The sequence below is a fragment of the Nonomuraea sp. SYSU D8015 genome (assembly GCF_008065375.1).
GTDB lineage: Bacteria > Actinomycetota > Actinomycetes > Streptosporangiales > Streptosporangiaceae > Nonomuraea.
In genome coordinates, this window is sequence record NZ_VJYI01000002.1 from 615,842 (window position 1) to 642,828 (window position 26,987).

Consider the following 26,987-nt stretch of genomic DNA (forward strand, 5'->3'; position numbering starts at 1 on the left):
CGGCCCCGGAAGGGTTAGGCGTCCGAGGAGGCTTGGTTCTGCCTGTCGCGGATGAGGGGGACGATCGTGGTGGAGGCCGCCAAGGTGTCGCGGCGGATGATGTCGAGGGTGACCAGGTGGGTCCAGCGAGGGTTGACCTGCACCCGTGCATCACGGGCGTAGCAAGCGGTGCGGATTTCGCTGATGTGCGCTTCGATGTCCTCGACGCAGATTCCGGCGCGTAGCCAGAGGTGGGCGCGTTCGCCCACGCTGGTGGGGCGGATCCACAGGATCAGCGGCAGCCGTCCGGCTTTGGTGTGCAGACGGTGTGCTTCGTGACAGAGTCGCTGGAGGCGATGCCGGGTGATCAGGCACCAGGCGTGCGCGAAGATCCAGCGGCGGATGGGAGCCACGGCGAACAGAGCCGCGAAGGGCAGCAGCCACGCGCCGAGGGCAACGAGCAGGAGCGGCCATCCGGTCAAATTCCAGGTGGCATTGACCCAGTTGCCCAGGAAGGCCGCGGCGAGCACGACCAGGGCGAAGAAGATGAGTTCGGTACGCCAGCGCCAGAGGCTTCCAGCAGCGCTGTTACTGACCATGACCATGGTGCGGTCGTGGGTCTGGTACGGGTTGTTGCGGGGGTTGCGGAACTGACTGCGTGATCTGCTCATGGCAACCACCGCTGCTCGTATTCCGCGAGGTCGTCTTTGATCGAAATCATGGGTCCGTAGGAGGGAACCAGCGGTTCCCCGCAGCCGCACTCGCATCGCTGCGCCATGCAGCGGTCGAATTCGGCTTCCAGCCAGCGAATGGCCTGGTGATTGATGTTCATGCCGACCGCCGTTCCGGCTGCGCGTCAGCAGCCTTGAGCTGGTTGAAACGAGGGTCGCGGTAGGTCCGGCTGGCGAAGCCGGTACGAGTGGTCTGCCAACCCATCCGGGTGGCGATGTCGTCGTCTCGGGCGCAGATGCGTTCGTCGAGGTACGCGACTAGGCGCACGCAGGATCGCTTGATACCGTCGAACATGACGACGGCTCCCTTCTCTCTTGGCTTGAGGTGGGGTTGGTTGTTGGGGCCGGGCTGGAGGCGGCAACCTCCAGGCCCGGCATTTCGGTGATCAGGCGACGGTGAGAGCGCCGCTAGGAGCGAACTGGTTGGGTTCGCACTGGTAGAACATGACGTTGAGGCTGTCTACCTGGAGTTGCTGCTTGGCGAACTCGTAGATTTCGGTGAAGACAGCGTGTCGGGTCTGCTGGTCGGTGGCCCAGATTCCCGTGAGCGTGTTGCGGCGTTCCCCTCCTCCGACTACGGGGGCAGAGACGGTGATGACGTAGAAGTAGGTCATGGCGGTTCCCCTTGCTAGAACGGGATGTTGCCGTCGGGCATGGTGAAGCCCGTGTAGGACTCTTCGGGGGTGTCGTTCTGCTGCTGGTTGGGGCAGGTGAGCTGGTGCAGCTCGGTGGAGAAGTGCAGCGCGGCCAGGAGGAGGTTCTGAGCCTCGGTGAGCTGGTCGTGAATCGCTTTCTCGTCGATCTCGCCTCGGTCGTAGAGGCAGGTGCTTGCTTCGCGCTGGATGGCATCAGCCAGCCTGTTGGCCTCGAAAACGGCCGTGTCGAACAGGGTGGCAGCGTGATGAAGCTGCGCGTCATGGAGGTAGGCCATGCCGTGCTTGCGTTCGGGCTTGTCGGTGTCCTCGGTCGGAGTGATGCCGTTGACGCTGGGCGTGATGGACATGTGCTGTTCCCTTCTGACGGGGGTTGTGCTGGACGGTGTACGCGGGATGAGTCGCTTCGACTCGTGAACTAGGCGGCTTTCTGGTTCGGCTGTGCGGGCGTGATCTGCTCGGCGCGGAACGCGGTTCCGTTGCGCTCTCCCTGAACCCAGGGGATCGCTTCGAGCCCGATGAAGTGCACGGGCATTCCAGGGCCAACTCTCGGCTTGTCTCCAGCCACGGTGACCCGGATGACCTCGGCACCGTCAGGGGCCATGGCGACCACCTGAACAGTCCAGAGCGCGCGGCCCGTCTCCTTGCCGTTGATCTTCTCCATACGCTGCCGGCCCTCGCTGTCGTTCTTGGGCTGCGGCTCCTGCGACGCCGTGAACGCGACGCCAGTGGTGTCCAGCTTGAGACGCATGATGCTGACTCCTTTGACTATGAACTGGCTTGAGCCAGTTGGACTGGCTGATCCCGATTGAAGTGGCTTAAGCCAGTATGGTCAAGGCTCTAGAACGAGAAAGTTGGCAGAACTGGCCTGAGCCACTAACGTCAGTGGCGTAAGCCAGGACAGGCCGTCCTGCATACCGCGAAAGATCACCATGAATCAGCACAAGGAAGGGGAGCCCGACGACCGCAAGCCGAGTCGGAAGATTGCCGACGAGCTCCGGCACGCGATCGAAACAGGGGAACTGGCCCCCGGCTCCAAACTCCAGTCCGAGCGCGAGCTTGCCGAGAAGCACGGCACAGCCCGCAACACCGCCCGCGCCGCCATCCAGCTCCTAGCCGAAGAAGGCTTGGTCACCCCCGAGCACGGCCGAGGGGTCTTCGTCCGCAAACAGCAACCGTTGATCAGACTCGGGAACGATCGCTACTCGCACAAGTACCGAGGAACCGGCCTCTCACCCTTCTTGCTGGAGTGCGCCAAGCAGGGCAAGACCGGACGGTTCGAGGTCCTGAGCATCGAGCGCATCCAGCCGCCCGCCGATGTGGCGGAGCGACTCGGAGTTTCGGACAAGACCAAGTCAGTCCTTCGACGCGAGAACGTGTTCTGGGCCGACGATGACCCGGTGCAACGGGTGACCACCTACATCCCATGGACCCTCGCAAGGGGGACTGGCCTGCTACAAGAGGACATTCCACACCAGTACGGCATTCACGGAGTATTCGAAGACAAGGGCCACGTCATGCATCGCATTCGCGAGGAGATCAGCGCCCGCATGCCACGCGCCGAGGAAGCCCGCCACCTCCGGACACCACCTGGAGTACCGGTGATCGACGTGCTACATACCAGCCTTGACCAGACAGGCAACGCCTACGAGCTGACCCGATTCGTCATGCGTGCCGACATGACCGGCCTTCTCTACGACGTTCCAGTGGAGTGAACGCATGCGCTTCGGCGGCCTGCTTCGACTAGGTGCACTTGCACTGCTCTGGGGATCCGGATTTCTCTGGATCAAGATTGCGCTCCGAGGATTCTCGCCCACTCAGGTCACCCTGATCCGCCTTGTCCTTGGAGCGCTCATTCTCGTGATCCTGGTCTACACCCAAGGCCGGCACCTTCCGCGCGGATGGAAGCTCTGGGGGCACCTGGTAGTAGCCGCACTCTTCGCGAACGCTGCCCCATACCTACTCTTCGCGATCGGCGAGCAGACCGTCGATTCCTCCGTCGCCGGAATCATCAACTGCACGACCCCTCTGTGGACGATGATCCTGGCATATCTCACCCGCCATGACACAACAATCAGCTTGCCTAGAACCACGGGCCTACTTGCCGGTTTCGCAGGAACAATCCTGATCTTCGCGCCCTGGTCCACCAGTAACCAGATCGCCTCTTGGGGAGGTCTCGCCTGCTTCGCCGCCGCTGTCTGCTACGCGATCAGCTACCTCTACATGGACCGTCACCTCACCAACCGAGGTCTACCGCCGATTGTTCTCTCAGCTTGCCAGCTCACCGCAGCCTCGGGACTACTCCTGGCCACAACACCCTTCGGCGGACTCGCCCCAATCAGCATCAGAGCGGATACTCTGGTAGCGATCACCATTCTTGGAATCTTCGGCACAGGCTTCGCCTACGTCCTGAACTACCGAATCATCCAAGATGATGGAGCCGTAGTCGCTTCCGTAGTGACCTACCTGCTTCCAGCCATCGCGGTGATTCTCGGATGGGCGGTCCTGACTGAGATCCCTCAGCCAACCGCCTTGGTTGGCATGCTGATTGTCCTGCTAGGCGTTGGACTGACCCGATGGCGGAAGCCATCGCCGAAGAGTGCGACCGTGAGAGCGAAAAGAGGAAATGATCTTTGACTATCAAGATGAGCTACAAAACTAGACGCGCATTGTATCGCCTCCTCTTAGCTCTCGCCGTGATCACAATCGCTCTTGGCGCAGGTCAGCTACTCTTCAACTTAGCCTTGGACAGAATGGCAGAACAGGGAACTCAATCTCTTGAGCGTTGCATCGCTGAGGCGAAGAAGGACAATGAAGCGCTACTAAGCGTTGCACGTGACCTCTTTCCAAAGGACAGCATCGGTAACATATACGACTTCGATTCGTGCGACTCCGCAGAAGGTGGATGGGTAAGTCTTGATGTATTTTCCTCGACACAGAAAGAAGCTCTCGAAGGTTTTTATGCAGCAGGATGGTCTACGGTTCCGCCCGCTGATCAAGCTTGCCAAGGCTGGGAATGCTTCGCCGGGGCCATGAAATCCATTGATGGACGAGTGATGTATGTCCTCTTGACCCGCCAGGACCAGAGCAAGATCGAAGCCACGCTTGTTTACTGGTGAGAACTTTCTCTACTGCTTCAAGGGCGCGCTCTCGCGCGCCGGAATGCTGATCACCGCACGTGGCATAGCGCAGCCGCGCCGCACTAAGTCGAGCATCGGAGCGCACGCGCATCGCGCGAAAGACCGAGGCGAGCGCGGGGAACGTCGGCGGTCGGGGCTGCGGTCGCCGGCCCCGCTCTTACGCCTTGAGGGCGACGGCGGGGCCGGCACCGCGCCAGGCCGTACCCGCGCCGAGGTCCGCACGAACCGCGCGCCGTAACGGGACAGGCCGGGCGCCGCACGCCGGGGGCCATCCCGCTCCGGGAGCACCGCCATACCGAATCGTTTCGGAGCCGGATCAGATGGGACCCACGAAGATCTCCCAGGGGGACACGGCCACGCTTCGCGCGGTGAGGCCGTGCGGCCTCACCGATAATCAAGCTTATTGTCCCCCTGGAAGATCTTCCCCATCAGATCCTGCACCACCGCAACGATTCGTCAAAGCGGCACACCCTCCACGGGATCGGCCCTGCGTCTGTAGCCACATCATGTAGCAACAGTCCTGGATCATGGCGTCTCTCCCTGGACTGCTGACCCGTCCGATGGCGACAAATACCGGCTCTGGACTGATCGTCTGCCGTTTGCAAGCAGGAAGTCAGGAGTTCGAATCTCCTAGGCTCCACCAGCAAGAACACACCCCCGCTTAAGATCGATAAGCGGGGGTGTGTGTCTATCTGAGTGACTACGTATCTTCGGCCGCAGGGAAGATGGTGTCCATCGCTTCGGCACCCTGCAGGAGCACAGGCCGCAGCTGGAAGCGGTAGACCGTCTCAGTGACCACGGTGGTCGCGTGGCCCACCAGCTGCGAGATGTCCTCGATCGGCACTCCCGAGTCCGACAGCAGCGACACGAAGCTGTGCCGAAGCTCCCGCGGCGTCCACTCCGTGCCGGCCAGGCCCGCGCTGTCGGCCACCTTCCGGAAGTCACGCCGCACGTTGGCCGCACTCAGCGGTGTTCCGTTCTTGGTGCAAAACACCAAGCCAGTGCCGGTCGACGCGTGCTCTGTGCCGACATGCTCCTGCTGCTGGACCTCCATCAGGAGCCGAAGCGCCTTGACCACTCGCGCGGGCAGCTTGAGCGTGCGCCGGGACTTGACCGTCTTCGTGTCGCCCTTCTTGCGGACCGACCGCCAAACGTGCACTGCGAACTCGCGGTGATCCCAGCCGATCTCGGTCACGGGAAGCCATGCCTGGCGCTTCTCGTCGAAGGCCACCACGTGCGGCCACGTCAACGCGCGCACCTCTTCAGTACGTGCCCCAGTGAGCAGCGACAAGAGGATGTAGGCGCGTATCCGAGCCCCGGCCTGTTCGGCGGCGTTGATCAGCGCTTCGGCTTGAGCCACCGTGAGCGCACGTGATGGCCGGCCATCACGTCCTTCTGGGACCTCGCAGAGCTCGACCACGTTCCGCTTGACCTTGTCCCGCTTCATGGCGTTCTTGACCGCACGGTTGAGGATGGAATGGATCAACTTGAGTGAGCGCGTGCCCAGCCCCGCGGCCTTGCTCGCCAGCCACTTGTCGACATCCTCCACCGACAGTTCCCGCAGCTTGCGAGCTCCGAGATCCGGAGTGATGTGCAGCCGTGCGAACCCTGTGTAGAGCTCGACCGTGTCTTCGTCACGGCTCCCGAGGGCATGTTCGAGCCAGTACGTCACCGCGTCAGCCACCGTGTAGTCGTGCGGTGCGAGGGCCAGCCCGTCTTCGTAGTCCCTGATGATCTCCTTGAGCTTGTTCTTCGCCTCGGTCTTGGTCTTGCCGCTGCCGCGCTTGACGATGCGCTTCCCGGCCGGCGTGTAGCCCACCGTCAGCGAGGCGATCCAGCGCTGCCGCTTGTCGTCCCAGTGCAGGCCGCCGTCGCCTCTGCTGCGCCTCTTAGCCATCAGCGCGCCCCCGCTTCCCGCTCAAGCAGCGCGATGTACTCCTGTATGGCAGTCGAGGGAACCAGACGGGTCCGTCCTTCCTTCACCGTGCGCAGACGGCCCGAGCGAATGAGCTCATAGACCGCCGAGCGGCTCTGCCCAAGGAGTGCCACGGCATCCGTAACCCGATAGAGCCGCACCTCCTCAACTGTCTTGGTCATGGATACTCCTCCTTAGGCGGGCCGAGCGAGTCGATGAGCAGGGATTCGCCGCGGCTGTAGCCCTGTCCGGCGAAGCTCCAGTGCGCGAGCACGAGCGTGCTGCCGTCCTCGTATCGATCGACCCCCAGCTGCGCGCGACGATGCTCGGCACGTTCGTCGCGGATGGCGCCGAGGGTGGTCGAGTAGGCGCGGGATCGGGTGGAGAAGTGGCCACGAAAGCCGAGCATGTGAGCCCACTTGCGCAGCCGTAGCCCGACCAGCTCCGGGTGCGCCTCCGGGTTGCCCAGCCGCCACGCCGTCCGGATCAGCCGCGCCGCGTGCGCGCTGGCGCCGTGCTCGCGAAGCCGGGACAGATCGTGGGCGTGGATGCGCCGGTCGAGGGTGCCGGACGTTTCCGCGGCTTTGGTGGCATATTTGGCCACGTACGCGGCCACGGCCTGCTCCGACAGGTGGCCGTCAAGGTCACCACCCTCGATCGGCTTCACGTCCACCTGGCGGCCCCACACCAACTCTGTGGTGGGCTGGCCAAGGTCGGGAGCGGTCAGCCGGACGGCAGCCGCGGCCGAGCCGACGGCGTTCTCGATCAGGTCGATCGTGGCCCACGAAGGCGGTTCGATCACGTCGGCCGAATCGTCGGTCCGCCCGTCGAGACGGACAACGGCGTGAAAGTGCACGACGCCGCGCGCTTGGTATTCGGCGACCTTGGCGAACGACACCCGCACCGCCCTGTTGAACGCGGCCTGGGTCAAGCCCGCGGCGGCAGCGAGATGCCGGCGTAGGTAGATGGTGAAGCGGCGCCACAGCTCGCCCGCGTGGGCGTTCCACAGCACGTGCCCGACGTAGTCGTAGGAGTCCGCATCGAGCGGTTGGCCCAGGCGTGTGTCGTCAGCCTTGTGCCGCTCGAAACACGCCGGACCGGTCCGCCGAGGGTGGCAGACTCGCCGTACCCCGTCCTTGTCGGGTCCGCGGTGCACCGGCCCGAACGACGGCGCGGTGAGCGTGAGGAACACCCGCGGGTGGGCGCGCACGGTGGCAGGCACACCCTTCGCGCCGCCGAGCAGCCCGGCCCTGATCAGGTGGAAGGTGTCACGCCGATACAACTCGGCGCACGACGGACACCGCGAAGCGCGTCGATTGCCGCACCTGATCAGCAGGTGGCCATGCGGTTCGCTCGCGGTGCTGTAACTCGACAGCACTTGACCGGTCGCAGCGTCCAAGGTCATGGACTCGCCAACGAGTCGCACCGGCTCGATGCAGCCGCCGAGCCGGTGAACTTGCTCGACCCAACGCGTGAGGTCTTTGCCAGAGCGCCGGGCCAGGTCGCGCATGACCGGCCCGACGCAATCGGCGAGCAGTGTAGGGGTACTCACTGAGCCGCCACCACGCCCGTGCCGTCGCAGGCGGAACACTTCACGTTCGTGCGCTCGCGTTTGCCCTCGACGAAGCGCCTGACCACGAAATAGCCGTTGCCCTTGCACGACCGGCACGCCCGTGGCAGCTTGCTCATTCGGCAACCCTCCTCACTTCGACGACTTGGACACGGACCCGGCAGGCATCGCACTGCCGATCAGCTGGCAGACGACGCCCGCAGGCGATCAACCGGCGCTGGCCGTTGGCTTTGACCTCGACCGGCCGCAAACAGGGCCCGCCATCGGCCTGGTCGACCACGCGGCGTGTCACGCTCCACGGGTTTTCCGTCACACCCACGGCCGAGGTCTCCGTGATCTGGACGCGGTAGCGGCTCACTGCTTGGCCTCCGCCTTGCCCGTGCCATTGCAGCTGCTACAGCGGCGCCAGCCCCGCACACTGCGAGGGTCGAACACCGACGACGGCACCCACCCCGCGCCCCGGCAGCGCGAGCAGCCGAACACCTTGCCCGTGCTCATCGGCCGCACCTCCGGCAGAAGATGGCCGTGGCGTAGTTGACCGTCCGGCAGTTGCGGCACGCCCACGTGTTTGGCGTGGTCGGCGGCACCTCCGGTACGCGCCCGGTCATGAGCCAAGCCTTTCGATGTCCCCGACTCTCACCCGGCCCGTGCCGCGACAAGCGGCGCACTGGCGCACCGTGCTGGGACCGCGACGCCACCCGGTCCCGCTACAGCGTCGACACGGCTGACTGGTCTTCATAGCCCGGCCACCTCCCCCGGGCGAACCTGGTCGGCTGTGATGCGGCCGGTGCCCTTGCAGCGCGGGCAGTCCATGACCCCCGCAGAGCCGCGACGCTTGCCGGAGCCGCCGCAGCCGCCGACGCATTTCATGGTGGGTTCGTGGTGCATACTGAAATCTCCTTTGCTCGATAGCGAGGTGAAGGAAGCGCGGCCTACGGGACGGCGGACGCCGGCCAAGCTGAGCCGTTCCGTGGGCGCGCACCCAACAGTGCTTCACGCGCTGTCTGTGTATTGCTAATGGTGTATTGCGATGTGGATCTCCTCTTCGGAGGAGTTCCGGTACGCCGCGTTCAAAACGGCGTAGCATCGCGCTTGCTCTTGTTTTGTGCCGGTTCTCATAGCCTGCTCGTATTCGCGCGCAGCGGCCTTGAGTTTCCAGACCTGCGATCCTCGTGCCATCTTGCGTGCTCCTTGCTCTCGTGACCTTTGCCGGATTACGTGAAGCTGACCCAGAACGAGTAGCGGCAGTTCGGACAGCCGACCTGCAAACCGCGATCGCCCACCAGCAGCGCATCAAAGCGCGCCAGGCGAGTCTCATACCGGCAGTCAGGGCAGCTCACTCGCTTGTCATTGACGCCAGCCAAGACAGACATCTGAAAGTCACCTCCTTTCTACCGGTCGCATTTCGGGCATGTTCTCGTGCGCACGTACAGGTAGCCTGTGCATATCGAGCAGCGCGGCGCAGACCCGCACGGGGAGATTTTCGTTCGCCTCATTTCGTCCGCGCTTTCAGTCGTGGTTGTCGATACCGGTGCCGTTACAGTCCCGACACGTCCGGCTTTCGGAATCGATCCCGCTGCCGTTGCAGGTACAGCATGCATACGAAGACAGCGGGATAAAGCGTCTGTTCCTCATTCGAGGTCCCCTTTCCTTCTCGTTTGTGAGTGGCTTTCCATGAGCCGTCCTCCACTACTGGTGGACGGCCGGATGCAACGTCACTCACTTGGACTTGAGAAGCCCCCTACCGCCGCATTTCTTACACACGCGTCCTTCGGACTCATAGCCTTTGCCCATCTTCCAGACCTGATGCTCGCGGCGACCGTCCCCGCCGCATTTGTCACACTGCAACGGCGGCACAAACCGGTTGCTGAAAAGTCCCACGACACTTCACCTCCTCTCCGCGTTTGCCTTAACGTGCTTCTAATGCCCGCTATCGTTCTCCGGTCCCGGCGCATCTGCCGCAGCGTATGGAAACACCTCCGCTGTGGAATCCGCCCACGCCCTTGCACCACTTGCATTCCTTCTTCTTCGTGTCCGAAGTCTTGCGATGCCGACCTGCCATGTTCGCCTCCTGTTCGTCGCTGATTGACTGATTTCGACTAGGGAATCTTCCGGTGCCACGGCATGCCCAGCACAACCGAACAAGCTGTACTTTCCACCGGAACAGCCACCGCTTTTCCGTCACTGTGCGGCAGACGAGTTTGCGGCCCTCGCATGCCTCGCACACGTCAATCAGCGGCGGTGAAGTCGACCGGTACGCCATTACAGGGAGCCGCGACCCTGGCATGTGAAGCACTTGCGGCGAACCTCGATAACGAGCAGCTGACCGTGCTTGAGTGTGGACCTCATTTCGCCGATCTTCCCTACGCCGCGACAGGTCCGGCATTGCCCGCCTCTTGCCATGACGATGTATCCTTTCGTGAACGTGAGCTGCGGAAATCCGCATGTGGTTACCGTGTGTCCTATTCAGCTCAGGACCGCGCCGAAGAAAACGGCGAGCTGGTTAGCGCCGTTCAGAATCCCGTCGAAGACGCCGTTGACGGCGCCTGCAGCCTGTGCCGGACGGGTGAACAGGTAGAAGACGGCGAACGCTATGGCCCCGTAACCGAGCCAGCGACGAAGTCGGAACATTAGCGGCCACCTCCCTTGACCGCGCCCTCGTAAGTCATCAGCGCGTGGTGGTCGTCCATGCGCTGCTCGCTGATCGCCAGAACCTCATACGAGATCGGTCCGAAGTCGCGGACCGTCTTGTAGTGGTCTCCGCCGCTGGCGGGCGCGCCGATCAGTTCGGCCACCCGGTCCACGACGGTGCGCTTTTCCTCGTCGGTTCCGCCAGGGAAGACGGTGATGCTTTTGCCCGCACTGGGCACCGGCACCTTCGGGTTGTTGGCGAGGAAGTTCGCCAAGGCGCGCAGGCCCGCGATGAATTCGCAGCGGACTGTTGAATCTGTGGTCATCATGGGGATCGTTTCTCCTTTCGTGTACTTCTCGGGTTGAATCCGATTGACCGGCCTGCGTACCGTGGAGGACGTAGGCCAGCCGACCCATTCACGTCCAAGGGTGTTTAGTAGTTGAGGCTGCCGTTCTCGATGCCGCTCTTGATCTGCTCGAAGTCCTTATCCGTGAGTTGCCGTGTTTCCTCGGCGAACTCCGCGAGTTTCTGTCCCGGCTTCAGGTCGAAGTACTTCTTCAAACTCGACACGCCTTTTCTTCCAGTCATCGCACTTCCTTTCTCTCTGGCCTTCCGTGAGCCGCCCACCGGGGAAGTGATGGGCGGCCGGACGCAAAGTCAGTCCTCCAGGCGAGCGATCAGGCTTGTGGCCAGCTCCGGCGCGATGTGCATCCGCGCCCGCAGCAGTTCGGCAGTGATCGGCCGGTCATGACTGGCCTGGTGTTCATCGGCCAGACGCCGCGCATACGCCACCAGCGACGGTGACACTGCCGGCAGCTCTGGCTCGACGTCCGCATGCACGGGTGAGGCTTGCTCCAACGCAGGCACCACCGGTTCCTTCGCCTGCTCGGCCACCTCGTCGATGCGATCGAGGTCCACGCGCTCAACCGACCGCGGTTCCCCCACCTCCGGTGCTGGAGACGAGTCTTCCCAGACCAGCCCCAGCTCCGTCGTCCGCGACGCCTGGCCATGGCCTGCCCGGCGTTCGATCATCGACATGGCTATCAGGAACGCCCCCGCCGGGGTCGCCGCGAGGATCCAGCCCCACGCGCTATCGGGTGCTTCAGCCAGGTTCGCCGCCAGCGTCAGCACGATCCCGCCCGCCAGCACCAGCGACGGCCACGAGATCAGCCCGCGGCGACGACGGCCGGTGCGCTTGTCGCGCTGGATCTCCCGCGCCGCCATCACGCACACGAGGTCGATGCACACCGCGACCGCCCAAGCCCGCCACCCGTGCTGCCCGTACTTTCGCGCCAGGCTGGAGATGTGATCGAAGGAGCCGACCGCCGCGATCACCGCCAGCACCACCACCGGCCCCGAGTCGGCCAACACGGCACTGAGACGGCCTTTCGTACGCCGGTTCATGCGACCACCCGCTCGAAGTCCGCATCGAACAGCTCCGGTTGCACGTAGCCCGCAGTCCTGCGGCCCGGATACAGCCGCTCCGGGTAGACCCCCACAGCGCTGCGCCAGTCCAGCCCAAGGACCGCGCCGAGCACGGCCGCGGCCACCGGCGGCGCGACCACGTCCGCGACCTGAAGAAACTGCTTGGACCGCGAGCCCTGCCAGGCAAAGTCCGCGGGAAAACCCACCAGCAGCCCCGCCTGTGACGAGGTCAACCGAGCGCCGTCCCCGACCCGCCGCCAGGAGCGCGCTTTCTCCGTCAGGCACCAGGCAGGCCGGTCCGCACAGAACTCGTTCCCGCCGACGCTGCGGCGGTTGCCGCGCGTGTTGACCCACTGTCTGGCAGGCCAGCCGAGCGCGTCGGCCATCGACGTCGGGCCGAAGACGTCCGCCCGGTTCGGCAGATGCTCGGCAGGCGGCGCGAACCGGCCGCAGCTCCACCAGGAGCGCATCGGCATGCCGGCCAGGTCCGGCGTGTGGTAGCGGGTGGCGATCAAAAAGGTTCGCATGCGGCGACTGGCCACGCCGAAGTCCTCAGCGGCCAGCGTCACCACAGCGCAATACCGAAAGTCGTGCACGGCGGCCAGCTCGGCCGCCATCTCCCGCCACAACGGCGCGACCGCGGGTACCTGCTCGGCGACCACCCACTGCACGTGCGGCAGCCGCAGCGCGAACCGCAACGCCTCGATCACCAGCGCGGAACGATCGTCCTGTACCTGGCGATATACCTCGGCGTAGGCGTCATCCGGGCAGCACCCGGCATGTGCGTCACCCAGCCGTTCCACTGCAAGCCTGAGCGCGGCTTGGTCATGCTCGCGCAGCCCGGAGCCTTTGCCAGCCACGCTGAACGGCGGGCAGGGCGAGGTGATGACAACGCCCCGCACTCCGGCGAACTCGTCCGGATCCAGCTGCGGCACGCTCGCCTGCGATCGGCGGAACCCGGCCGCGCGTGCTGTGGCGCACGCGTCTGCGTCGATGTCGTAGCCCAGGATCGGCTCCTCAACGTCGAGGATTCGCGCGCCCTGCTCGACGCCACCCGGCCCGGCATACAAGTTGAGGATCACCCTCTTCACCTCCCTTCGTTGTCCAGCCGCTTTGTTCGGCCTCGGCGCAGACCTTGTGACACGGGCGTTGATCGTCATCGCATAGGAAGGACGGCATGCCGCAGACGCGACACGGCAGGCGGCGACCGCCGTTCCAGTGGTTGACCGCCTTGGGGTTGCGCCGCTTGTCTCCGCTCCAGTCCAGGCGTGCATTCACGCTGCTCTCCCCAATCGGGCACGGATCGGGTAGGGACCTGGCGTGATCAGGGCTCACGCCCGGCCCAGCCGGAAGTGATCTAGGCGGCGTCGTCCATGTCGGGATCGGCGTACTCGTCGAAGTCGGAGTCGTCCACGTCGATGACAGGACCGTCCGTCAGCAGCGCCCACGACGGAGCCATCTCGGCATACTGCTCGGCGGCGGCTTCGGCCTCTTCCTCCAGCACGTGCACCGAACGTGCGCGATGCCAGCGGCTATCGGAGCCGATCACCACCGCCGTGCCCGGCCGGTCCGCCGCGATCTGCCGAGCTGCCGCCACCGCGCGGCGGTCCATGTCGCCCAGGCACATCTTGGCCGTCTCGTCATCGTTGACCATGTGGCAGACTCGGCCGGTCAGCTGCGCCCGCAGCGCGGTGACGCCCTTGCCCAGGTCCGAGCCGATCCGCTGACCGCACACGAACAAGTAGATGCCGAACGCCCGGCCGAGCTGGGCAATGCGCAGCAGCCGTGTGGCGACCGCGGCCACCTCTTCCTTCTCGTTGTCCGGATCGGCCATCAAGAACAGCTCGGCCATCTCGTCCACGAGTACCACGATCGGGATCGGCCTTACCGCCTCCGGCAGCCGCGGATGCCAGATGTTCTTGACCCGGTACTGCCGGCAGAGCTCCATCCGCGCCTTGATGACGCCGAGCAGGTCCGCCAGCAGCACGGCGCATTCTGAGCGCTCGGTGGCCAGTGCCGACAGCCGAGCCCGGTACGGGGTGAACTCCACGCCGCCCTTGAGGTCGAAGCCGACCAGCGCCACCGGTTGCGGCGCCAAGCCCTTGATCAGCGCGTTGGCCAGGTTCGACTTTCCCGACTGGGTCGCGCCCACGTTCAACCAGTGCGGCACCACCCGGAAATCGATCACGTACGCGTTGCCGTTGTCCAGCAGGCCGACCCGCACCCGCAGCAGCCCGTCCCCTGTGACCTGAAGGCCGGCCGCCATCTCCAGCGGATCGACCAGCGTCGCCGCCAGCGTCACCCGGCCCGGCTGCCACGACACCAGCCGCACGCTGTGCACCCGCCAGGCGTGCGCCAGCTTGTCCAGCACGTCCTCGTAATCTTCTGGCGTCTGCCCGTCATGTAGCCGCGCCGTCACCTGAAATCCGACCGGAGTCGGCCGGACCAGGCCCAGCCGCGGAGCCTTCTCCACCTGCACCCGGTGCAGCTTGCGGCGCTGCTTGACCATCAGCCCGTGCATCAGCCGCCACCGCCCATCGACTGGAGCGCCTTACGGAAGCCTTCCTCGTCCCAGCCGCTGAAGTACGCCATCACGTGACGCTTCTGCTGCTCCGAGAGCGAATCCAGGATCTGGGACAGCTCCTCGTTGGTGAGCTTCCGTCCCTTGGCCCCCGCCATCACTCGGCCCCCCAACCCGGGAAGCCCGGCACACTCCAGCGCCAGCGACGCACACGCTTCGACAGGCCGCAGCCCGATGCCACCGACCGCCACGTGCCGTACACCGTCACGACCTTGATCGGGAAACCGAATACGTACCAGAACGACACCGGCGCCCACCGACGCCAGAGCCGCAGCGTCACGACCAGCGTCAGCAGGCTCACGCCTGCCCACAGCAGGAAATCCCGCATACTAGAACCCGTCTCCTTTCCTCTTCTGGTGGTTGGAGGCCCCGGAGCGGCCTGTGCCGCCAAGCTCTCGGCCGCTCCGGGACTCACCCTCTGTTTTGACCAGCACGCCGGTAGGACCTCGCACGTAACGGCGCATAGCGTTCTTCGCCAGCTTCGCCTCTACCGCCGCGTCCAGATTCACCCCTGTCATCTCGGCCAGGCCCACCACGAAGATGACCACATCGGCCAACTCCTCACCGAGCTTGTCGGGATGCTTGCGGTACGCCTCGAACGCCTCCGACAGCTCCGCGTGCGTCAGCGCGAACTCCAACGCCACATCGGTGGTGTTGAAGCCTTTGGCGACCTTGTTCGCCCACGCCTCACGCTGCACCAGTCGCAAGATGGCCATCACAGGCCCCCCTTACGCAGCGCTCGGTCGTAGCAGGTAACGGACGCGCACACCCACACGACGCGGTTGCGCAGCGAATCGAAGTCCTCGACCACGTTGTCGAGGGCGCCGCATGCGACGCACACGTGACTGTCCATCACGCGTCACCCCGCCTGACCGCCTCGTAATGACAGTGCGCGCACCGCCACACCATGGCGTTGTGCCGTGCATCGAACTGCTCGGCCAGGTTCCGCCCCGCCTTGCAGTCGACGCATCGAGGCGAGCCCATCAGGCCGCCTTCTCCACTGCCGGCCGCACCGCCTCACAGCGGAAGCCCATGCCCGAGCGACCGTTCATCTGCCAGAAGAAACAGACCAGCCCCGTCAGGCGAACCTTGCTGCCGACCTGGATCTGCGGGAACGTCTGACTCGGGAACGTCACCGTGATCACCGGGTTGCGCCGGTCATCGTTCGGCATCGGCAGCAGCGGCAGCGTGTACAGCTCACGCCCCTCCGCATCCCTCTTCACCTCACCCGTCGCCCGATCCACGATCTTGGGCTCAGGCTCACCCGCGACCGTGAACGACAGAGACGACGTGTCCACCGGAATGTTCCGCATTAGCACGCTCCTCTTCTTTGCGCCGTAACCTCTAGTCACCTACTCGACTAGAGGAGCTACTACATGTATAGAGGAGTAGAGCAGGTGTGTCAACGACTAGTGCGCAGGAAGTTCGTAGGACAACAAGAACGCATCGCCCGACATGATCGTGTCGCACACCTCGACTGCCGCTCCCTGGAGGTCGTACGCCGTGCGGATCAGCCGGAACACAGGAGTGCCCGAGGTCAGGTTCAGCAGCTTGGCCTCTTCGCGCGTGGGAAGCCGGGTGGAGACATCCTCCACGAACCGCTCCAGGGTGTGCCCTTGATCCTCGATCCGCGCGTAGATGCCGCCCGGTCCCGGGTTCGGTTCCATGATCTTAGTGCCGCGGGCGATGTCCACCGGGATGTACGAAGTCGCGAGCTCCACCGGATGCCCGTCGCGGAGGTAGCGACGACTACGAGATACCACAGTCTGATCAGAACCGGTTCCCAAGCGGTCGCTGATCTCTTTGGAAGGTCTGACCTCACTCACCGAGATCATGTCAACTTCCGACCTAGCTCCAACCGCCTCCGACTCTGCGAGGAAGGCAGCCTTCCCATCCTTGCGATGCCTTCGAGCGAAGCGATCTGACGCCAGGCGCTTCACCGGAGGCCGCCTACGAACGAAGACGCCACGACCGTGCTCGGCAACTGCCAGCCCTTCATTCCTCAACTCCTGGATGGCTTGGCGCACCGTCATACGAGCCACGCTGTAGTGCTCGATCAGCTCCGCCTCTGACGGCAACTTCTCACCCTCACGAAGCCGGCCACTTTCTATCGCCTGCCGCAACTGGTCCGCGATCTGACGGAACACAGCGCGATCGCTGGTCGGATCGATCTGGTTGACCAAGATCCCCTCATTGAGCACGCCAAACTCCTTCACTCGTCTGTACATCCACTACCGATAGCCTATCCATGGGAGGTAACCGATGGCCGATCTCAATCGGCGCCACTCTGTGAGCGTCGCTGGCGTCGTTGTCGACGACACCGGCCAAGCCCTACTCACGCGCCGGGCCGACAACGGCGAGTGGCAGGCTCCAGGCGGCGTGCTCGAAATCGGGGAGACCATCACCGATGGCGTCCGTCGCGAGGTCCTTGAGGAAACCGGACTGATCGTAGAACCGCTAGCCCTGACCGGCGTCTACAAGAACATGGCACGTGGCATCGTCGCGCTCGTGTTCCGTTGCAAGGCTACTGGTGGCCAGCTCTCGACCAACGACGAAGTCACAGCCTTCCACTGGGCATCCGAAGACGAGATCCGCGACATGGTGAGCGAAGCTTTCGCCGTCCGCATCCTTGATGCCCTCCACGAGGGAGCACCCGCCATCCGGCACCACGACGGAGTCAGCCTCATATGACCCCTGGTGCTCCCAGGTCACCTGTTACAAGTTTCCCTGCGGTTTCAAGCCCGCCGCGCAGCGGCGGGCACACCGTGATCACGGCAAGAGGCGTGTGCTGGACGTTCCCGGCAACGATGAAGATCGAGAAATGGCCGGCATGCAGACGCAGGACTTCCACCAGAGTTCGGGGGAGAAACGTCGGAGCTGGGACGGTGTTGCAGCACGGAGGCTCACCTGACCTCCACCAGCTCGGGATGATGACTACCAGGAGGACCGAGCGTCAGCCTGCCCAGTCCATCACCACCGGACCCGCATTGCAGACACGCACCCCGCGCGAAGGACAGTCGATCAGGCAGCCCGGCCCCTGCGCGCTCGCTCGCGGCGGGCTGCGGCCTTGGGGGCCGGTCCCGCCGCGGCGGCGCGCGTGCCGCAAGCGGCACCACCCAGGTAGTGATGACCCAGGTACGGCTTGACCGCATCGCTCTCCTTCCAGGTCTTTCACCACCCCAGCGCCCACAGTGAAGGCCACGGCACGCCACCCGTACGGCTCAACACGCCCACGACGAGGATGGCGAAAGCCCTCACACTCATAGGCACCGATCAAAGGTGAAGCGGCGAATGCGCGACCCCGGGGAAGGCGAAAGAAGGAATGGGGCTCCGCCCCAAACCCCGGCCCTCCTCGGAGATGGCCAAGATCGCGCAAATGTACAGGTCAAGCGGACGTTCCCCGTGGTCATCTCCTCGCCGGCCACCACAAGGGACACCAGACCGGCCGCACCAGGTCAAGCCGCCATCGTGCACGCAGGATAACCAACGCACGCGGAAGGTCACCGGGAACATGGACACGCGAACGACGGCTTGACCTGGTGCGTCCGGCCCGGCATGGCTGCGCCTGCCCGACGAGGAGATGACCACAACCCCCGCCCTTTGGACTGGCTGACGCCAAATCCCACGACAATAACGAGGGGCGGACGATGCAGTCATGAGATGACTATGCTCGAACTCTTGTTCTCGAAGTAGCGCACCCATCTTCCCTATAGAGTGACTATCCGGTTTAGATGCAGGCATTTCCCAACCCAGAGGTGGACAAGATGGCCACTCTGTGTCAAGAAAGTATGAAGGGAGGGCTGGAGATGGGAAAACCTGCGGATCTACTCTGGAAGAGCGAGCCTCGAACGCTACTCAAGCACCAGATCTACAGGAAGTACCTATACTGCTGGATGGGAAAGATCTGTCAGCGCTTCACCGCTGCGTCAATCGTGGATGCGTTTGCAGGCCCTGGCGTCTATGTCGACGGGCCCGATGGATCTTCAGTTGTGACTGCAAAAGCGTTCCTTGAGCATGCTCGTTTAGAGCGATTCAACTATCTGTCGCTCTTTTGTGTAGAGAAGCGTCCGGATAGGCGTGAGCATCTTGTCAGCGTAATGGCAGAGCAGCGACGATCGCCGAAGCTAAAGATCGAGATCATGCCTGCTGGTGGAATCGAGGAGCATTTTGTTGATCTCGACAGGCGGGTTCACGGTGCAGGTCCAAGAACGCCAACGCTCTGGATTCTCGATCCATTCGACATCTCTAGCGTTCCTTTCGACTTGGTGAAGGCATGCCTGGCTCGCCCGTATGACGAGGTGCTAATAACCTGGTTTTCTGACGAGCTCTATCGCTTCTGTGAGCACGAACCAAAGCACGCCGCAATAGATCGCCACTTCGGCCATTCGGAATGGCGGAAAGCGCTAGAAGTTACAGGCGAAGCGCCGCGCAAGGAGGCACTTCTTGGGGCGTATCGGTTAGGACTAGAAAGCCTCGATCACATCAAGACCGAAGCGATCTCGATTTCCAGTAAAAATGCCCATGCTCGTTACTCCATCGTGTTCGCCACTCATAGCGATAAGGGGTTGCAGTGCTTCAATCAAGCCAAATGGAGCATCGACCCGCATCGCGGCAAGTCGGTTAACGAAAAGGCGGTTAGCCAGGATTCCTTGTTTGACTTCGAGCCGGATCTTGGGCCGCTGCGCCAGAAACTCGCAGCCCTGGCTGGACATGCGCACACGTTCGAGTCACTAGCGGCTGCAACAATTAGGAACGGCTTCAAGGAGACGCATCTGCGCACGGTCCTCTCGGAGATGGCCGCTGACGGTACCGCCATACGGGAACACCCGCTTGATGCTAAATCGCCCTGGCCGCCGGGGTCGCTGATCCGCTTCTATGCGCCTGATGTCGACAGCGAAGTACCACTTTCGAGTCCCGCGAGTGCTCCGTGAGGGAATTCGTCCCACGTGCGACCGTCCAACTCCCTGCCGCCAGCCTTAGGCGTGCGACCACCGACCTGTTTGAAGAAGAAGGCAATATCCGCCTCTACGCAGCGATCTCGTATCTCCCGTACCCAGTCGAGATCCAGTGGGCGATGATCTGGGCCACTCTCTCCTCCGACGATCACCCAGTCGATATTGGATAGATCCAGTGAAGGCAAAGGGCCGAGTAGAGGTTCAAGAGATAAGAACCGTACAGTTGCGGGAGTCTTGCGTAGATAGTCGGCGCGGCGGACATATTCATCCGACTCGATCGAGGTTCCCAGCCATACATTGGGAAGTGGCCATGGACCACCAACAGCCTCGGCTATTCGTTCTGTCACCTTGGCCATGCGTTCGGGGCGTTTGGTGAGGATCTGGTAAGTATGCTGTGGAGTCTTCGCCATCGTTCCCCAAACTTGTGCGACGAACGAGCTAGGGATTTTGGCATGGAACAGATCTGACATGGAATTCACGAAGACGATCCGCGGTCGGCGCCAACGAAGCGGCTCTCCAAGCGCACTTGTGTGCTTCGTTACGCCAAACCCGGGGCCGCTCGTGCGGGGATCGCCATCGTTCCGGTACTTGGCCTGTCCCATGGCCTTGAGACGGGAAGAGAGACGTAGCGCATAGCAGTTGTCGCATCCGGGCGATATGCGATCACAACCAGTTGTTGGATTCCATGTCGCCTCTGTCCACTCGATCGAGCTGCGGTCTGCCATGGCGCACATTCCTTCTCTGCGGCGCAAACTTCCGTATGAGCCCTCGCCTACGTACTAGTGGTACACGCCAACACCGACAGAACCGGACTATTCCCCCAATCTCCGGCTCAATCGTGACCTTTGGGCAGCATGACCCTGGCCCCTGTGTCATCCGTGCAAGTGGAGACGCACCGATATCCGCGATACGAACGTACCGATGGACCACGAGGTTCGGGCACTTTTTGCAGAACCATCGCGGACTAGTTGTTGGCCGTCCTGCTTGGTCCGTAGGGAAGGTGCAGGGGTCGGGTTCGCAGTTCAGCAGCAAGGTGCAGCAACCGCGTCTACCAACAGCGCATCACCGAGGTCGTTACCACTCGCCCCAACGAGCACAAGCGACCTGCATCGCCTTCCATGCCGGCACACATCTCGGAGCCGCCGACCCTCCGTGCCCACGAACAGAACCGGCCACGCCATCGCTCGGCTGAGCCAACTGCCGCTTACTGCTCGAGTACCTACAGCAGCATCCCCAGCTCTTCGCTCCCCCTCAGAGCCACGCACGTCACGTCCTGCGTGCCCTCCGAGGATGGAGGCAGACTGGATGATCCGCCGAGGAACTTCCGCATTCTTGATGTTGCCGCTTCTCCACCAGGGACATTACGAGTACCCTTGTTGATGCGTATCTATCCTCATTGAGCTACTAGCTAGCAGGAGCGGAATGGGCGAGGTTAAAAGAAGCATTCAAAAGCAACGGTCTTGGGCTGCTTGGTCGGGAGAGCTCTCAGATTTGCGTCGGATTGGGCGCATGATTGAGGAACTCTATGCAATGCGTGTAGAGATAGCTTCTGAGGAAGCCAAGAAGCTACGAGAAGACGCCGGGCAAGCAGCAGCTATGCAAGGAATCCAACTTAGGGACATCTTTGCCACTAACGTTACGTTCGCAGGGAACCACCTCGATGAAGTTCCAGAGTATCCATTTATGGGACTTGTTCTTCTCGACGAGGATCAGATCTCGGGCAGTATTGACGATGTATTTTCCGAGATAGATCGACGAAGCATTAGAAGACTTACGTTCATAGCAGCACTGCAGCCAAGAGAACGACTAATACTTAGATTCTCTCGCCATCAAATGCCTGCCGTGACTCTTGAGGTTGAATCTTCCGACACTGGATGGGCTCGACAGGCGCTTGCAAAGCTTGCCGACGAAGTCGACAAGGGCGTTCCTCGTTGGTCGTTTGTCTGGGGGCCAGGAGAGCGAGCGTTTTATACCAATGTTGCTGCATCTGCGATCGTAGGACTTGCCGTCGGCGTCTCTGAACTAGCTTCCTCTTTAGGAGCAAATTTCGCCATTGGCATGTTTGTATTCATGGGCATTTGGATTTTCTCGATGTCTGCCTCCCGCCTCCGAGAGTTTATTTTTCCTCGCTTCGAAATACTTGGAGACGGTTCTCAATCGACGGGATCGAGGCGGTTGGCTACCCTTACGCTGGTTCTACTCTCAGTGCCAATCGGTGTATTCGTTAATTGGATCTCGTAATGGTCCAATTAGCCAGGACGGGCATTTTTGACGTGCACCACCATTTCGCTGCCTCGGTAGACTCCGGCACACCCGTGGGGTCCAGCCCTCCCCTGAGTGTCCAACTGAGTGACAACGCCCAAGTACACGGTGGACGCTCATGGACCATCCTGAACACCTCACCCAAGAACACGCGCACGTTTCGCCACATCGCATGTTCGTTCAACTTCGTTTGCAAGCAGGAAGTCAGGAGTTCGAATCTCCTAGGCTCCACCGCAGGTAGAAGCCCACTTCCCATGATCGGGGAGTGGGCTTCTCGATCTTGTACGACTGCAAAGTACAGCAACGGCTACATACTGGAGCTAGAGCTGAGTTGACTGCCTGTCCGCGTAGGGGCTGGGGGGCGTCGCCCCTCCCTCACCTGGAGAGGGGATAGTGGGGTCGCTAGCGCTGGTTTCCCGGACGTAGGGCGACACGTACCTAGGCAGAGTTTGATGACCGCGCGTGCAGACGCAATACCGGCGAATCGGTGTGACAAGGCTTGCAGAGGAGTACCAAGTTCTCGCAGGTATCCGATCCACCACGGGAGCGCGGCACTACATGTGCCCGCTCCAGCCAGACCGAAAAGTCTGCCGCACTGTCGACGAGAGCTCGCCGCCCGCGACCCGAACGAAATCCTGCACGCCGTCCGGCGCAACCTGGCGCTTCCGAACAAGGCGGTCGTGCTTCGCTGGCTCAACGGCGGCCTCTTCCTCGCCCTCGCGATCCTCGTCTTAGGTCTGCCGGCCGAAATCCCGAACGTCTCCCCTGACGACCAAGACGACGCGCGCGGCGCGATGGCCACGGGCCTGATCCTCCTGGCCCTTCTCGTCAACAGCGTCCTGTCCAAGTGGCAACGGCGGATCAAGCGGCAGGGCCTCTCCGACCGCATGGCAAGCGGCCACCTCACCGCCCGAGGAACTGCTCGCGATGCTGTACCGTGCCGGCCGTGCCGATCATCCGGGCAATCCGGTCTCCCGCGGCAGGAACTGGGAGACGCCCGAGACGGATTTCCTGGTCAAAACCCTGACCGAGTGTCCGCCGGAATCGTTGACCCATGTCGTGGACGTGCTGCGGGATCTGGACGCGGCGCTGGGGCACATCGCCTGGATGGTGGACAAGAAAAGCACAGATCCGATCCCGCGCGGAGTATGGGCCTCTGCACCGCAGCTCCGGCACCCCGGCCTGCTCTTGTCGCTCATTCAGTACGACAAACGCTGTCCGGGGCAGCTCGAACGCCTCGCTGCCGCGCACCACGACCGGATCAGGCGCATCGTAGAGCGGGTGCCCGAGAGCTGACGGCCCCATACGAGCGGCATGGTCGAAGCCGCGCTCACGTTCGACAGAAGGGTCAACCACATCAAACGCTGGATGACGGTAACTCCGCGCCCACCGATTCGTACGTGAACGTATTACATGTCGAAGCACCCGACCCCGATTGCCGGCGTTACGCCAGAGAGATTAGAGATGAGCGGTATATCGTCGGTATATCGGGGCTATGACCAGCGGAGTGGTCAGATCAGGGAGCGTGGGGAGCGACGAGGAGCCGTTCACATCCAGCAAAACCTGCTCGGCCTGGACCGGGCCCAGGTCCAGCTTTTGAGGCCATTCGGCGCCACACCGTGCTCGTCATGGCGGCCCTGGCCATTTCTGCGGCGAGCATGGGTTTTCGCCAGTTGATGGGAAGATCTCGACAGTGGTAGCTTCCGTCCTCATGAACCCGCCATTTCCGCGAGTCCGCAAACTCCTGCCTGCGGCATTGCTTGCACTCGCCGCCACCAGCCTCGCGACGGTGGACGCCTCCGCGTCGGCGTCCGCGAATGTCTCAGCAGACGCAGGAGGTAAATCTGCAGCCATTCTTCGATTCACATACGAGAACGGGTCGAGGACCTCCGGCAACCCTAAACTGGGATTCAACGAATGTTGCACCCCTCGACCCTCGATCCAGGTCGATGATCTGCCGAGGACCGGAAAATACGCGGTCCGCTCTGTTCTGAAGTACGGCGATCAGATGGCTGCCGGCGGCACCAGGGCGGAAAGCCATACGATGAACATTGAATCCAGCCGTTTCAGATCCGGCGAGACCTTCTATTATGGGTTCAGCATCTACCTGCCGAGCACCTGGCAGAGTGATTCAAGAGAAGACATCGTGTTCCAGTGGAAGCCTTGGCGCGACACGTGCGAATCCGACAAGTATCCCAGCGCGTTCCTCGGCGTGCAGTCCAATGGAAAGTGGCGGCTGCGGGTCAACTCCGACAGTAAGGCCTGCTCCACGCCGGATTCCGTCCAGAAGACCAGCTACGACCTCGCCGACGTGAAGCCGGGGCAGTGGCACGACTTCGTCTTCAAGTATGTATGGAGCTACGGCAGCCAAGGCCGAATCGATGCGTGGTATCAGACCCACAAGAATCCTGGATGGCGCCAGGTCTTGAGCGCCACCGGTCCCAACACGTTCAACGATGCGGACGACACTGAGGGCTACCTGAAATGGGGCCTCTACAAGCCTGCGTGGAACACCGGGCCGACCGACGTCGACAGCCGTACGATCTTCCATGACAACATCGCCGTGGGCACATCATTCAGCGAGGTCAACCCGGCGGCCACCTAGGGAGTGTCTGACAAACGATCGACGCTCACGCTTGAATAGTCGATCGTGGTGCGACGTGGTGAGTTGACCGACAAGGCGTGGGCGCGGATCGAGTCGTTGTTGCCGGTGGCCGATGGCCGAGGTCGTCCCTGGCGGGGGCATCGGCAGGTGATCGACGGCATTCTGTGGCGGCTGCGGACCGGCGCGCCATGGCGGGATATCCCGGAGCGGTACGGGCCCTGGCAGACCTGCTACGAGCGGTTCAAACGCTGAGAAGAAGACGGCACCTGGGCTCGGCTGCTGGAGGAGATGCAGGTCAAGGACGACTCCCTCGGCCAGGTCGAGTTCACCGTCAGCATCGACTCCACCATCGCCCGCGCTCATCAGCACGCCGCCGGTGCCCGAAAAAAGGGGACAACGGCGGGACGATCGATACGAAGCAATCGCAAAACCCGGCAGGCGCTCGGACGATCCCGAGGCGGGCTGACCACCAAACTGCACCTGCTCGTCGAAGCCCGCGGGTTGCCATTGACGCTCCATTTGCCCGGCGGCAACGTGGTCGACTGCACCGCGTTCGATGCGGTGATGGCCAAGTTCCGGCTGCGCCGCCCGGCCGGCGGCCGGCCCCGCACCCGACCCGACACACTGATCGCCGACAAGGGGGACTCCACTCTCAAGATCCGGCTCGACCTGCGCCGACGCGGGACCAAGGCGGTCATCCCCGAACGGCGAGACCAGATCGCCAATCGCAAGCGTAAGGGCAGTCGCGGAGGCCGCCTCCACGCCTTCGATGCCTGACCTACAAGCAGCGCAACCTGGTCGAGCGCTGTCTCGGCAAGCTCAAGCAATGGCGCGCCATCGCCACCAGCTTCGACAAGCTGGCCAGCCGCTGCCTGGCGGGTGTCACCATCGCCTCGCTCATGCTCTGGCTCCGGCACTCCGAAATGTCAGACACTCCCTAGGCTCCGCCCCAAGTCAAAGGCCACTTCCCGTGATCGGGAAGTGGCCTTTTCGATCTTGTGCAGAAGCAAAGGCCGGCACTACCCGGCTTTCATTGTTCCGTCCGTCAGGCGACTGGGCCGGGGCAGCGTGCAGCCCGGAAGGGACAGGTCCAGCACTGAGCCGGGCGCCAGGCAGGCGGGCACGCCGGCGACCTGCTGGCCGTAACGGGCGCCCTTGCGCACCGTCACCCGGCCGGCCGCGTCGACTTCACACGGGTTGTTCTCCGTGCAGCTCTTCCCGTCGTCGTTGCTCGTGTTGTGCAGCCCGACCACGGTCTGCCCGTCCGGGGCAATCAGCGGTGACCCAGAGGCGCCGTGCCCTGGTTCGCAGGCGCTGGTGTACCTGAGCGCGTCCTCCTGCTCGTACCCGCCCTCACGCAGCCTCGGCACCACGGCCTTCACCGCGCAGCTCCAGCGGCGGCCCCAGTTGCCTGACAACAGGCTCACCCGGTCACCGGCCGCGGCCGGGGTTGTGGTGAGGTCGAAGACCTTGGCGTCGGCGGCGGCCAGCTCCGCGTAGGTCCGGTCCAAGCGGTACAGGGCGATGTCGGTGCCGGTCATGGTGGCATAGACCAGCCGGGTCGTCCTGGCCTCGACCTTGGGATAGCCCTCGCGGTCGGTGATCGTGACCGGTTGGGCGGCCGGCTGATCGGAAAGCGCCGACCCCGGCGCAGGGCGGGTGCCCTGGACGCAGTGGCCGTTCGTGAGGAGCAGGGCGGGATCCTCCGCCCGGGCGGTCACGGTGCGGACCACGGCGCCGGAACAGTCACCGAACTGCACGGCACCCTCTAGGGACGGCATGTGCGGTTCCGGCGGAACTGCGGTGCCCGTGACGATGCCCCGGATCCACTTCCGATACACCGACACGTCGCTGTATACGGTCGGTGTGTCGTTGCCGTTGCTGCCGCTGACCGCCCCGGCCAGCAGCCAGCTGCCACCGCGGCGGACCAGCGCCGGGCCACCGGAATCCATGTTGGTGGCCGAGATGCTTCCGTCCGGGCTGCCCACGCACAGTTCACGCGCCGCGGTGATACCACTCACTTCGCATTCCGAGTCCGGCTGCACCATGGTGTCGGCCTCGCGCAGGCGGTCCGGGTAGCACTTCGGCGCGCGCTCGTCACAGGTCACGCCCCAGCCGATGATGCGGGTTGCGGTTCGATCGGCCGGCGTGGCCGGCGCGATCCGCGCCGGCTTCGCCCGAACCGGGGTACGCAGGTGCAGCAGCGCGAGATCCTTGCCGTAGACCTCGGTGGAGTACCGATAGAACTTGTCGACCTCGGCCACTTCACCGCCGGAGGTCACGCTCAGGGAGCCGATGCGCACCCGCCAGCCCCGGGGGGTGCCGACCTTAGCCTGATTCGGCGTGCGGGCGCAGTGGCTCGCGGTGACCATCCACTGCGGCGCGATCAGCGTGGCTCCGCAGACATGGCCGTCCGCGCGCGGGGATTCGGCGCGTTGTAAGGAGCCCATGAACGAGTACGGCCGCACCGACTCGACACCGCCGCGCAGGGCGAACGACGGAGTCGCGGTGGCCGCCAGCGCGGCCAGCACCACGGGAA

At 63.3% G+C, this 26,987-nt stretch carries 36 protein-coding genes and 1 pseudogene; 9 read left to right on the forward strand and 28 right to left on the reverse strand.

All coding sequences use genetic code 11. The features are described from left to right. Positions 1-14 precede the first annotated feature (14 nt). From ID574_RS12190 to ID574_RS12215, 6 genes are all read right to left on the reverse strand, one after another. Positions 15-659 carry a hypothetical protein gene (locus ID574_RS12190; RefSeq protein WP_188188908.1) on the reverse strand — a complete coding sequence of 215 codons (645 nt, stop codon included), beginning with the start codon at positions 657-659 and terminating at the stop codon, positions 15-17. Then, positions 647-811 (reverse strand): hypothetical protein, encoded by a 165-nt coding sequence (locus ID574_RS12195; protein WP_188188909.1) that lies wholly within the window; start codon positions 809-811, stop codon positions 647-649. The genes ID574_RS12190 and ID574_RS12195 overlap by 13 nt, the downstream gene beginning before the upstream one ends. Next, positions 808-1,005 (reverse strand): hypothetical protein, encoded by a 198-nt coding sequence (locus tag ID574_RS12200; protein ID WP_188188910.1) that lies wholly within the window; start codon positions 1,003-1,005, stop codon positions 808-810. The genes ID574_RS12195 and ID574_RS12200 overlap by 4 nt, the downstream gene beginning before the upstream one ends. A gap of 91 nt (positions 1,006-1,096) precedes the next feature. Beyond that, positions 1,097-1,324: a hypothetical protein gene (locus tag ID574_RS12205; RefSeq protein WP_188188911.1), complete on the reverse strand. Its 228-nt coding sequence runs from the start codon at positions 1,322-1,324 to the stop codon at positions 1,097-1,099. Positions 1,325-1,338: 14 nt separating this feature from the next. Then, positions 1,339-1,713: a hypothetical protein gene (locus ID574_RS12210; RefSeq protein ID WP_188188912.1), complete on the reverse strand. Its 375-nt coding sequence runs from the start codon at positions 1,711-1,713 to the stop codon at positions 1,339-1,341. A 68-nt stretch (positions 1,714-1,781) separates the two neighbouring features. After that, positions 1,782-2,114, reverse strand: coding sequence for a hypothetical protein (locus ID574_RS12215; protein ID WP_188188913.1), 333 nt, complete (start codon positions 2,112-2,114; stop codon positions 1,782-1,784). Between the two features lie 181 nt (positions 2,115-2,295). Here ID574_RS12215 and ID574_RS12220 point away from each other — a divergent pair, with 181 nt between their 5' ends. From ID574_RS12220 to ID574_RS12230, 3 genes are read left to right on the forward strand one after another with little or no spacing between them, the layout of a single operon-like run. After that, a complete protein-coding gene (locus ID574_RS12220; RefSeq protein ID WP_188188914.1) occupies positions 2,296-3,078 on the forward strand; it encodes a GntR family transcriptional regulator in 783 nt (260 codons plus the stop codon). A 4-nt stretch (positions 3,079-3,082) separates the two neighbouring features. After that, the gene (locus ID574_RS12225; RefSeq protein WP_188188915.1) at positions 3,083-4,000 is read left to right on the forward strand and encodes a DMT family transporter; all 918 of its coding nucleotides are present in this window, start codon (positions 3,083-3,085) and stop codon (positions 3,998-4,000) included. A 59-nt stretch (positions 4,001-4,059) separates the two neighbouring features. Beyond that, on the forward strand, positions 4,060-4,482 hold the full coding sequence (locus tag ID574_RS12230; RefSeq protein WP_188188916.1) for a hypothetical protein: 423 nt from the start codon (positions 4,060-4,062) through the stop codon (positions 4,480-4,482). A 721-nt stretch (positions 4,483-5,203) separates the two neighbouring features. On the opposite strand, the gene ID574_RS12235 is transcribed toward ID574_RS12230, so the two are convergent. From ID574_RS12235 to ID574_RS12325, 19 genes are all read right to left on the reverse strand, one after another. Further along, complete coding sequence (locus ID574_RS12235; RefSeq protein ID WP_223166617.1) at positions 5,204-6,322, reverse strand: site-specific integrase; 1,119 nt, start codon at positions 6,320-6,322, stop codon at positions 5,204-5,206. A 77-nt stretch (positions 6,323-6,399) separates the two neighbouring features. Next, entirely contained in the window at positions 6,400-6,600 is a 201-nt protein-coding gene (locus ID574_RS12240; protein ID WP_188188918.1) for a helix-turn-helix domain-containing protein, read from the reverse strand. After that, positions 6,597-7,928, reverse strand: a complete 1,332-nt coding sequence (locus ID574_RS12245) for a replication initiator (protein ID WP_188189529.1) — start codon at positions 7,926-7,928, stop codon at positions 6,597-6,599. Before ID574_RS12245 ends, ID574_RS12240 begins: the two co-directional genes overlap by 4 nt. A 38-nt stretch (positions 7,929-7,966) precedes the next feature. Further along, positions 7,967-8,107 carry a DnaJ-like cysteine-rich domain-containing protein gene (locus ID574_RS12250; RefSeq protein WP_188188919.1) on the reverse strand — a complete coding sequence of 47 codons (141 nt, stop codon included), beginning with the start codon at positions 8,105-8,107 and terminating at the stop codon, positions 7,967-7,969. Beyond that, entirely contained in the window at positions 8,104-8,346 is a 243-nt protein-coding gene (locus tag ID574_RS12255; RefSeq protein ID WP_188188920.1) for a hypothetical protein, read from the reverse strand. The genes ID574_RS12250 and ID574_RS12255 overlap by 4 nt, the downstream gene beginning before the upstream one ends. Further along, on the reverse strand, positions 8,343-8,486 hold the full coding sequence (locus tag ID574_RS12260) for a hypothetical protein (protein WP_188188921.1): 144 nt from the start codon (positions 8,484-8,486) through the stop codon (positions 8,343-8,345). Before ID574_RS12260 ends, ID574_RS12255 begins: the two co-directional genes overlap by 4 nt. A gap of 237 nt (positions 8,487-8,723) precedes the next feature. Next, positions 8,724-8,876: a hypothetical protein gene (locus tag ID574_RS12265; RefSeq protein WP_188188922.1), complete on the reverse strand. Its 153-nt coding sequence runs from the start codon at positions 8,874-8,876 to the stop codon at positions 8,724-8,726. A gap of 1,578 nt (positions 8,877-10,454) precedes the next feature. Further along, positions 10,455-10,619 (reverse strand): hypothetical protein, encoded by a 165-nt coding sequence (locus ID574_RS12270; RefSeq protein ID WP_188188923.1) that lies wholly within the window; start codon positions 10,617-10,619, stop codon positions 10,455-10,457. Next, positions 10,619-10,948: a hypothetical protein gene (locus ID574_RS12275; protein WP_188188924.1), complete on the reverse strand. Its 330-nt coding sequence runs from the start codon at positions 10,946-10,948 to the stop codon at positions 10,619-10,621. The genes ID574_RS12270 and ID574_RS12275 overlap by 1 nt, the downstream gene beginning before the upstream one ends. A gap of 104 nt (positions 10,949-11,052) precedes the next feature. Next, the gene (locus ID574_RS12280; protein WP_188188925.1) at positions 11,053-11,208 is read right to left on the reverse strand and encodes a hypothetical protein; all 156 of its coding nucleotides are present in this window, start codon (positions 11,206-11,208) and stop codon (positions 11,053-11,055) included. 69 nt (positions 11,209-11,277) lie between these two features. After that, positions 11,278-12,024 carry a DUF2637 domain-containing protein gene (locus ID574_RS12285; protein WP_188188926.1) on the reverse strand — a complete coding sequence of 249 codons (747 nt, stop codon included), beginning with the start codon at positions 12,022-12,024 and terminating at the stop codon, positions 11,278-11,280. After that, positions 12,021-13,127 carry a DNA cytosine methyltransferase gene (locus ID574_RS12290; protein WP_188188927.1) on the reverse strand — a complete coding sequence of 369 codons (1,107 nt, stop codon included), beginning with the start codon at positions 13,125-13,127 and terminating at the stop codon, positions 12,021-12,023. The genes ID574_RS12285 and ID574_RS12290 overlap by 4 nt, the downstream gene beginning before the upstream one ends. Before the next feature lie 275 nt (positions 13,128-13,402). Beyond that, positions 13,403-14,566, reverse strand: coding sequence for an FtsK/SpoIIIE domain-containing protein (locus tag ID574_RS12295; RefSeq protein WP_188188928.1), 1,164 nt, complete (start codon positions 14,564-14,566; stop codon positions 13,403-13,405). Continuing rightward, entirely contained in the window at positions 14,566-14,724 is a 159-nt protein-coding gene (locus tag ID574_RS12300; RefSeq protein ID WP_188188929.1) for a hypothetical protein, read from the reverse strand. The genes ID574_RS12295 and ID574_RS12300 overlap by 1 nt, the downstream gene beginning before the upstream one ends. Next, entirely contained in the window at positions 14,724-14,954 is a 231-nt protein-coding gene (locus ID574_RS12305) for a hypothetical protein (RefSeq protein ID WP_188188930.1), read from the reverse strand. Before ID574_RS12305 ends, ID574_RS12300 begins: the two co-directional genes overlap by 1 nt. A gap of 1 nt (position 14,955) precedes the next feature. Beyond that, on the reverse strand, positions 14,956-15,342 hold the full coding sequence (locus ID574_RS12310) for a nucleoside triphosphate pyrophosphohydrolase family protein (RefSeq protein WP_188189530.1): 387 nt from the start codon (positions 15,340-15,342) through the stop codon (positions 14,956-14,958). Further along, the gene (locus ID574_RS12315; protein ID WP_188188931.1) at positions 15,342-15,479 is read right to left on the reverse strand and encodes a hypothetical protein; all 138 of its coding nucleotides are present in this window, start codon (positions 15,477-15,479) and stop codon (positions 15,342-15,344) included. The genes ID574_RS12310 and ID574_RS12315 overlap by 1 nt, the downstream gene beginning before the upstream one ends. 130 nt (positions 15,480-15,609) lie before the next feature. Next, the gene (locus ID574_RS12320; protein ID WP_188188932.1) at positions 15,610-15,939 is read right to left on the reverse strand and encodes an SCO3933 family regulatory protein; all 330 of its coding nucleotides are present in this window, start codon (positions 15,937-15,939) and stop codon (positions 15,610-15,612) included. Positions 15,940-16,035: 96 nt separating this feature from the next. After that, complete coding sequence (locus tag ID574_RS12325; RefSeq protein ID WP_188188933.1) at positions 16,036-16,854, reverse strand: GntR family transcriptional regulator; 819 nt, start codon at positions 16,852-16,854, stop codon at positions 16,036-16,038. A gap of 34 nt (positions 16,855-16,888) precedes the next feature. Between ID574_RS12325 and ID574_RS12330 the strand changes: the two genes are divergently transcribed. Then, positions 16,889-17,317 (forward strand): NUDIX hydrolase, encoded by a 429-nt coding sequence (locus ID574_RS12330; RefSeq protein ID WP_188188934.1) that lies wholly within the window; start codon positions 16,889-16,891, stop codon positions 17,315-17,317. A gap of 1,040 nt (positions 17,318-18,357) precedes the next feature. After that, positions 18,358-19,557 (forward strand): three-Cys-motif partner protein TcmP, encoded by a 1,200-nt coding sequence (gene tcmP / locus ID574_RS12335; RefSeq protein ID WP_188188935.1) that lies wholly within the window; start codon positions 18,358-18,360, stop codon positions 19,555-19,557. On the opposite strand, the gene ID574_RS12340 is transcribed toward tcmP, so the two are convergent. Next, positions 19,500-20,306, reverse strand: coding sequence for a DUF5131 family protein (locus ID574_RS12340; RefSeq protein ID WP_188188936.1), 807 nt, complete (start codon positions 20,304-20,306; stop codon positions 19,500-19,502). The two genes, tcmP and ID574_RS12340, sit on opposite strands and share 58 nt — an antisense overlap. Positions 20,307-21,090: 784 nt before the next feature. Here ID574_RS12340 and ID574_RS12345 point away from each other — a divergent pair. Next, the gene (locus ID574_RS12345) at positions 21,091-21,822 is read left to right on the forward strand and encodes a hypothetical protein (protein ID WP_188188937.1); all 732 of its coding nucleotides are present in this window, start codon (positions 21,091-21,093) and stop codon (positions 21,820-21,822) included. A 459-nt stretch (positions 21,823-22,281) separates the two neighbouring features. Here the strand turns inward: ID574_RS12345 and ID574_RS62735 are convergent, their stop codons facing one another. Further along, positions 22,282-22,416, reverse strand: a complete 135-nt coding sequence (locus ID574_RS62735; protein WP_188189531.1) for an HNH endonuclease — start codon at positions 22,414-22,416, stop codon at positions 22,282-22,284. A 354-nt stretch (positions 22,417-22,770) separates the two neighbouring features. Here ID574_RS62735 and ID574_RS12355 point away from each other — a divergent pair, with 354 nt between their 5' ends. The 3 genes and pseudogenes from ID574_RS12355 to ID574_RS12365 all read left to right on the forward strand — a co-directional run bounded on the left by ID574_RS12355 (position 22,771) and on the right by ID574_RS12365 (position 25,389). Further along, complete coding sequence (locus tag ID574_RS12355) at positions 22,771-23,139, forward strand: hypothetical protein (RefSeq protein WP_188188938.1); 369 nt, start codon at positions 22,771-22,773, stop codon at positions 23,137-23,139. A gap of 415 nt (positions 23,140-23,554) precedes the next feature. Next, on the forward strand, positions 23,555-24,448 hold the full coding sequence (locus ID574_RS12360) for a polysaccharide lyase family 20 protein (protein ID WP_188188939.1): 894 nt from the start codon (positions 23,555-23,557) through the stop codon (positions 24,446-24,448). 42 nt (positions 24,449-24,490) lie between these two features. Further along, positions 24,491-25,389, forward strand: a pseudogene (locus tag ID574_RS12365) (IS5 family transposase). A 78-nt stretch (positions 25,390-25,467) separates the two neighbouring features. Here the strand turns inward: ID574_RS12365 and ID574_RS12370 are convergent. Then, on the reverse strand, positions 25,468-26,982 hold the full coding sequence (locus ID574_RS12370) for a trypsin-like serine protease (protein ID WP_223166619.1): 1,515 nt from the start codon (positions 26,980-26,982) through the stop codon (positions 25,468-25,470). Positions 26,983-26,987: the final 5 nt, after the last annotated feature.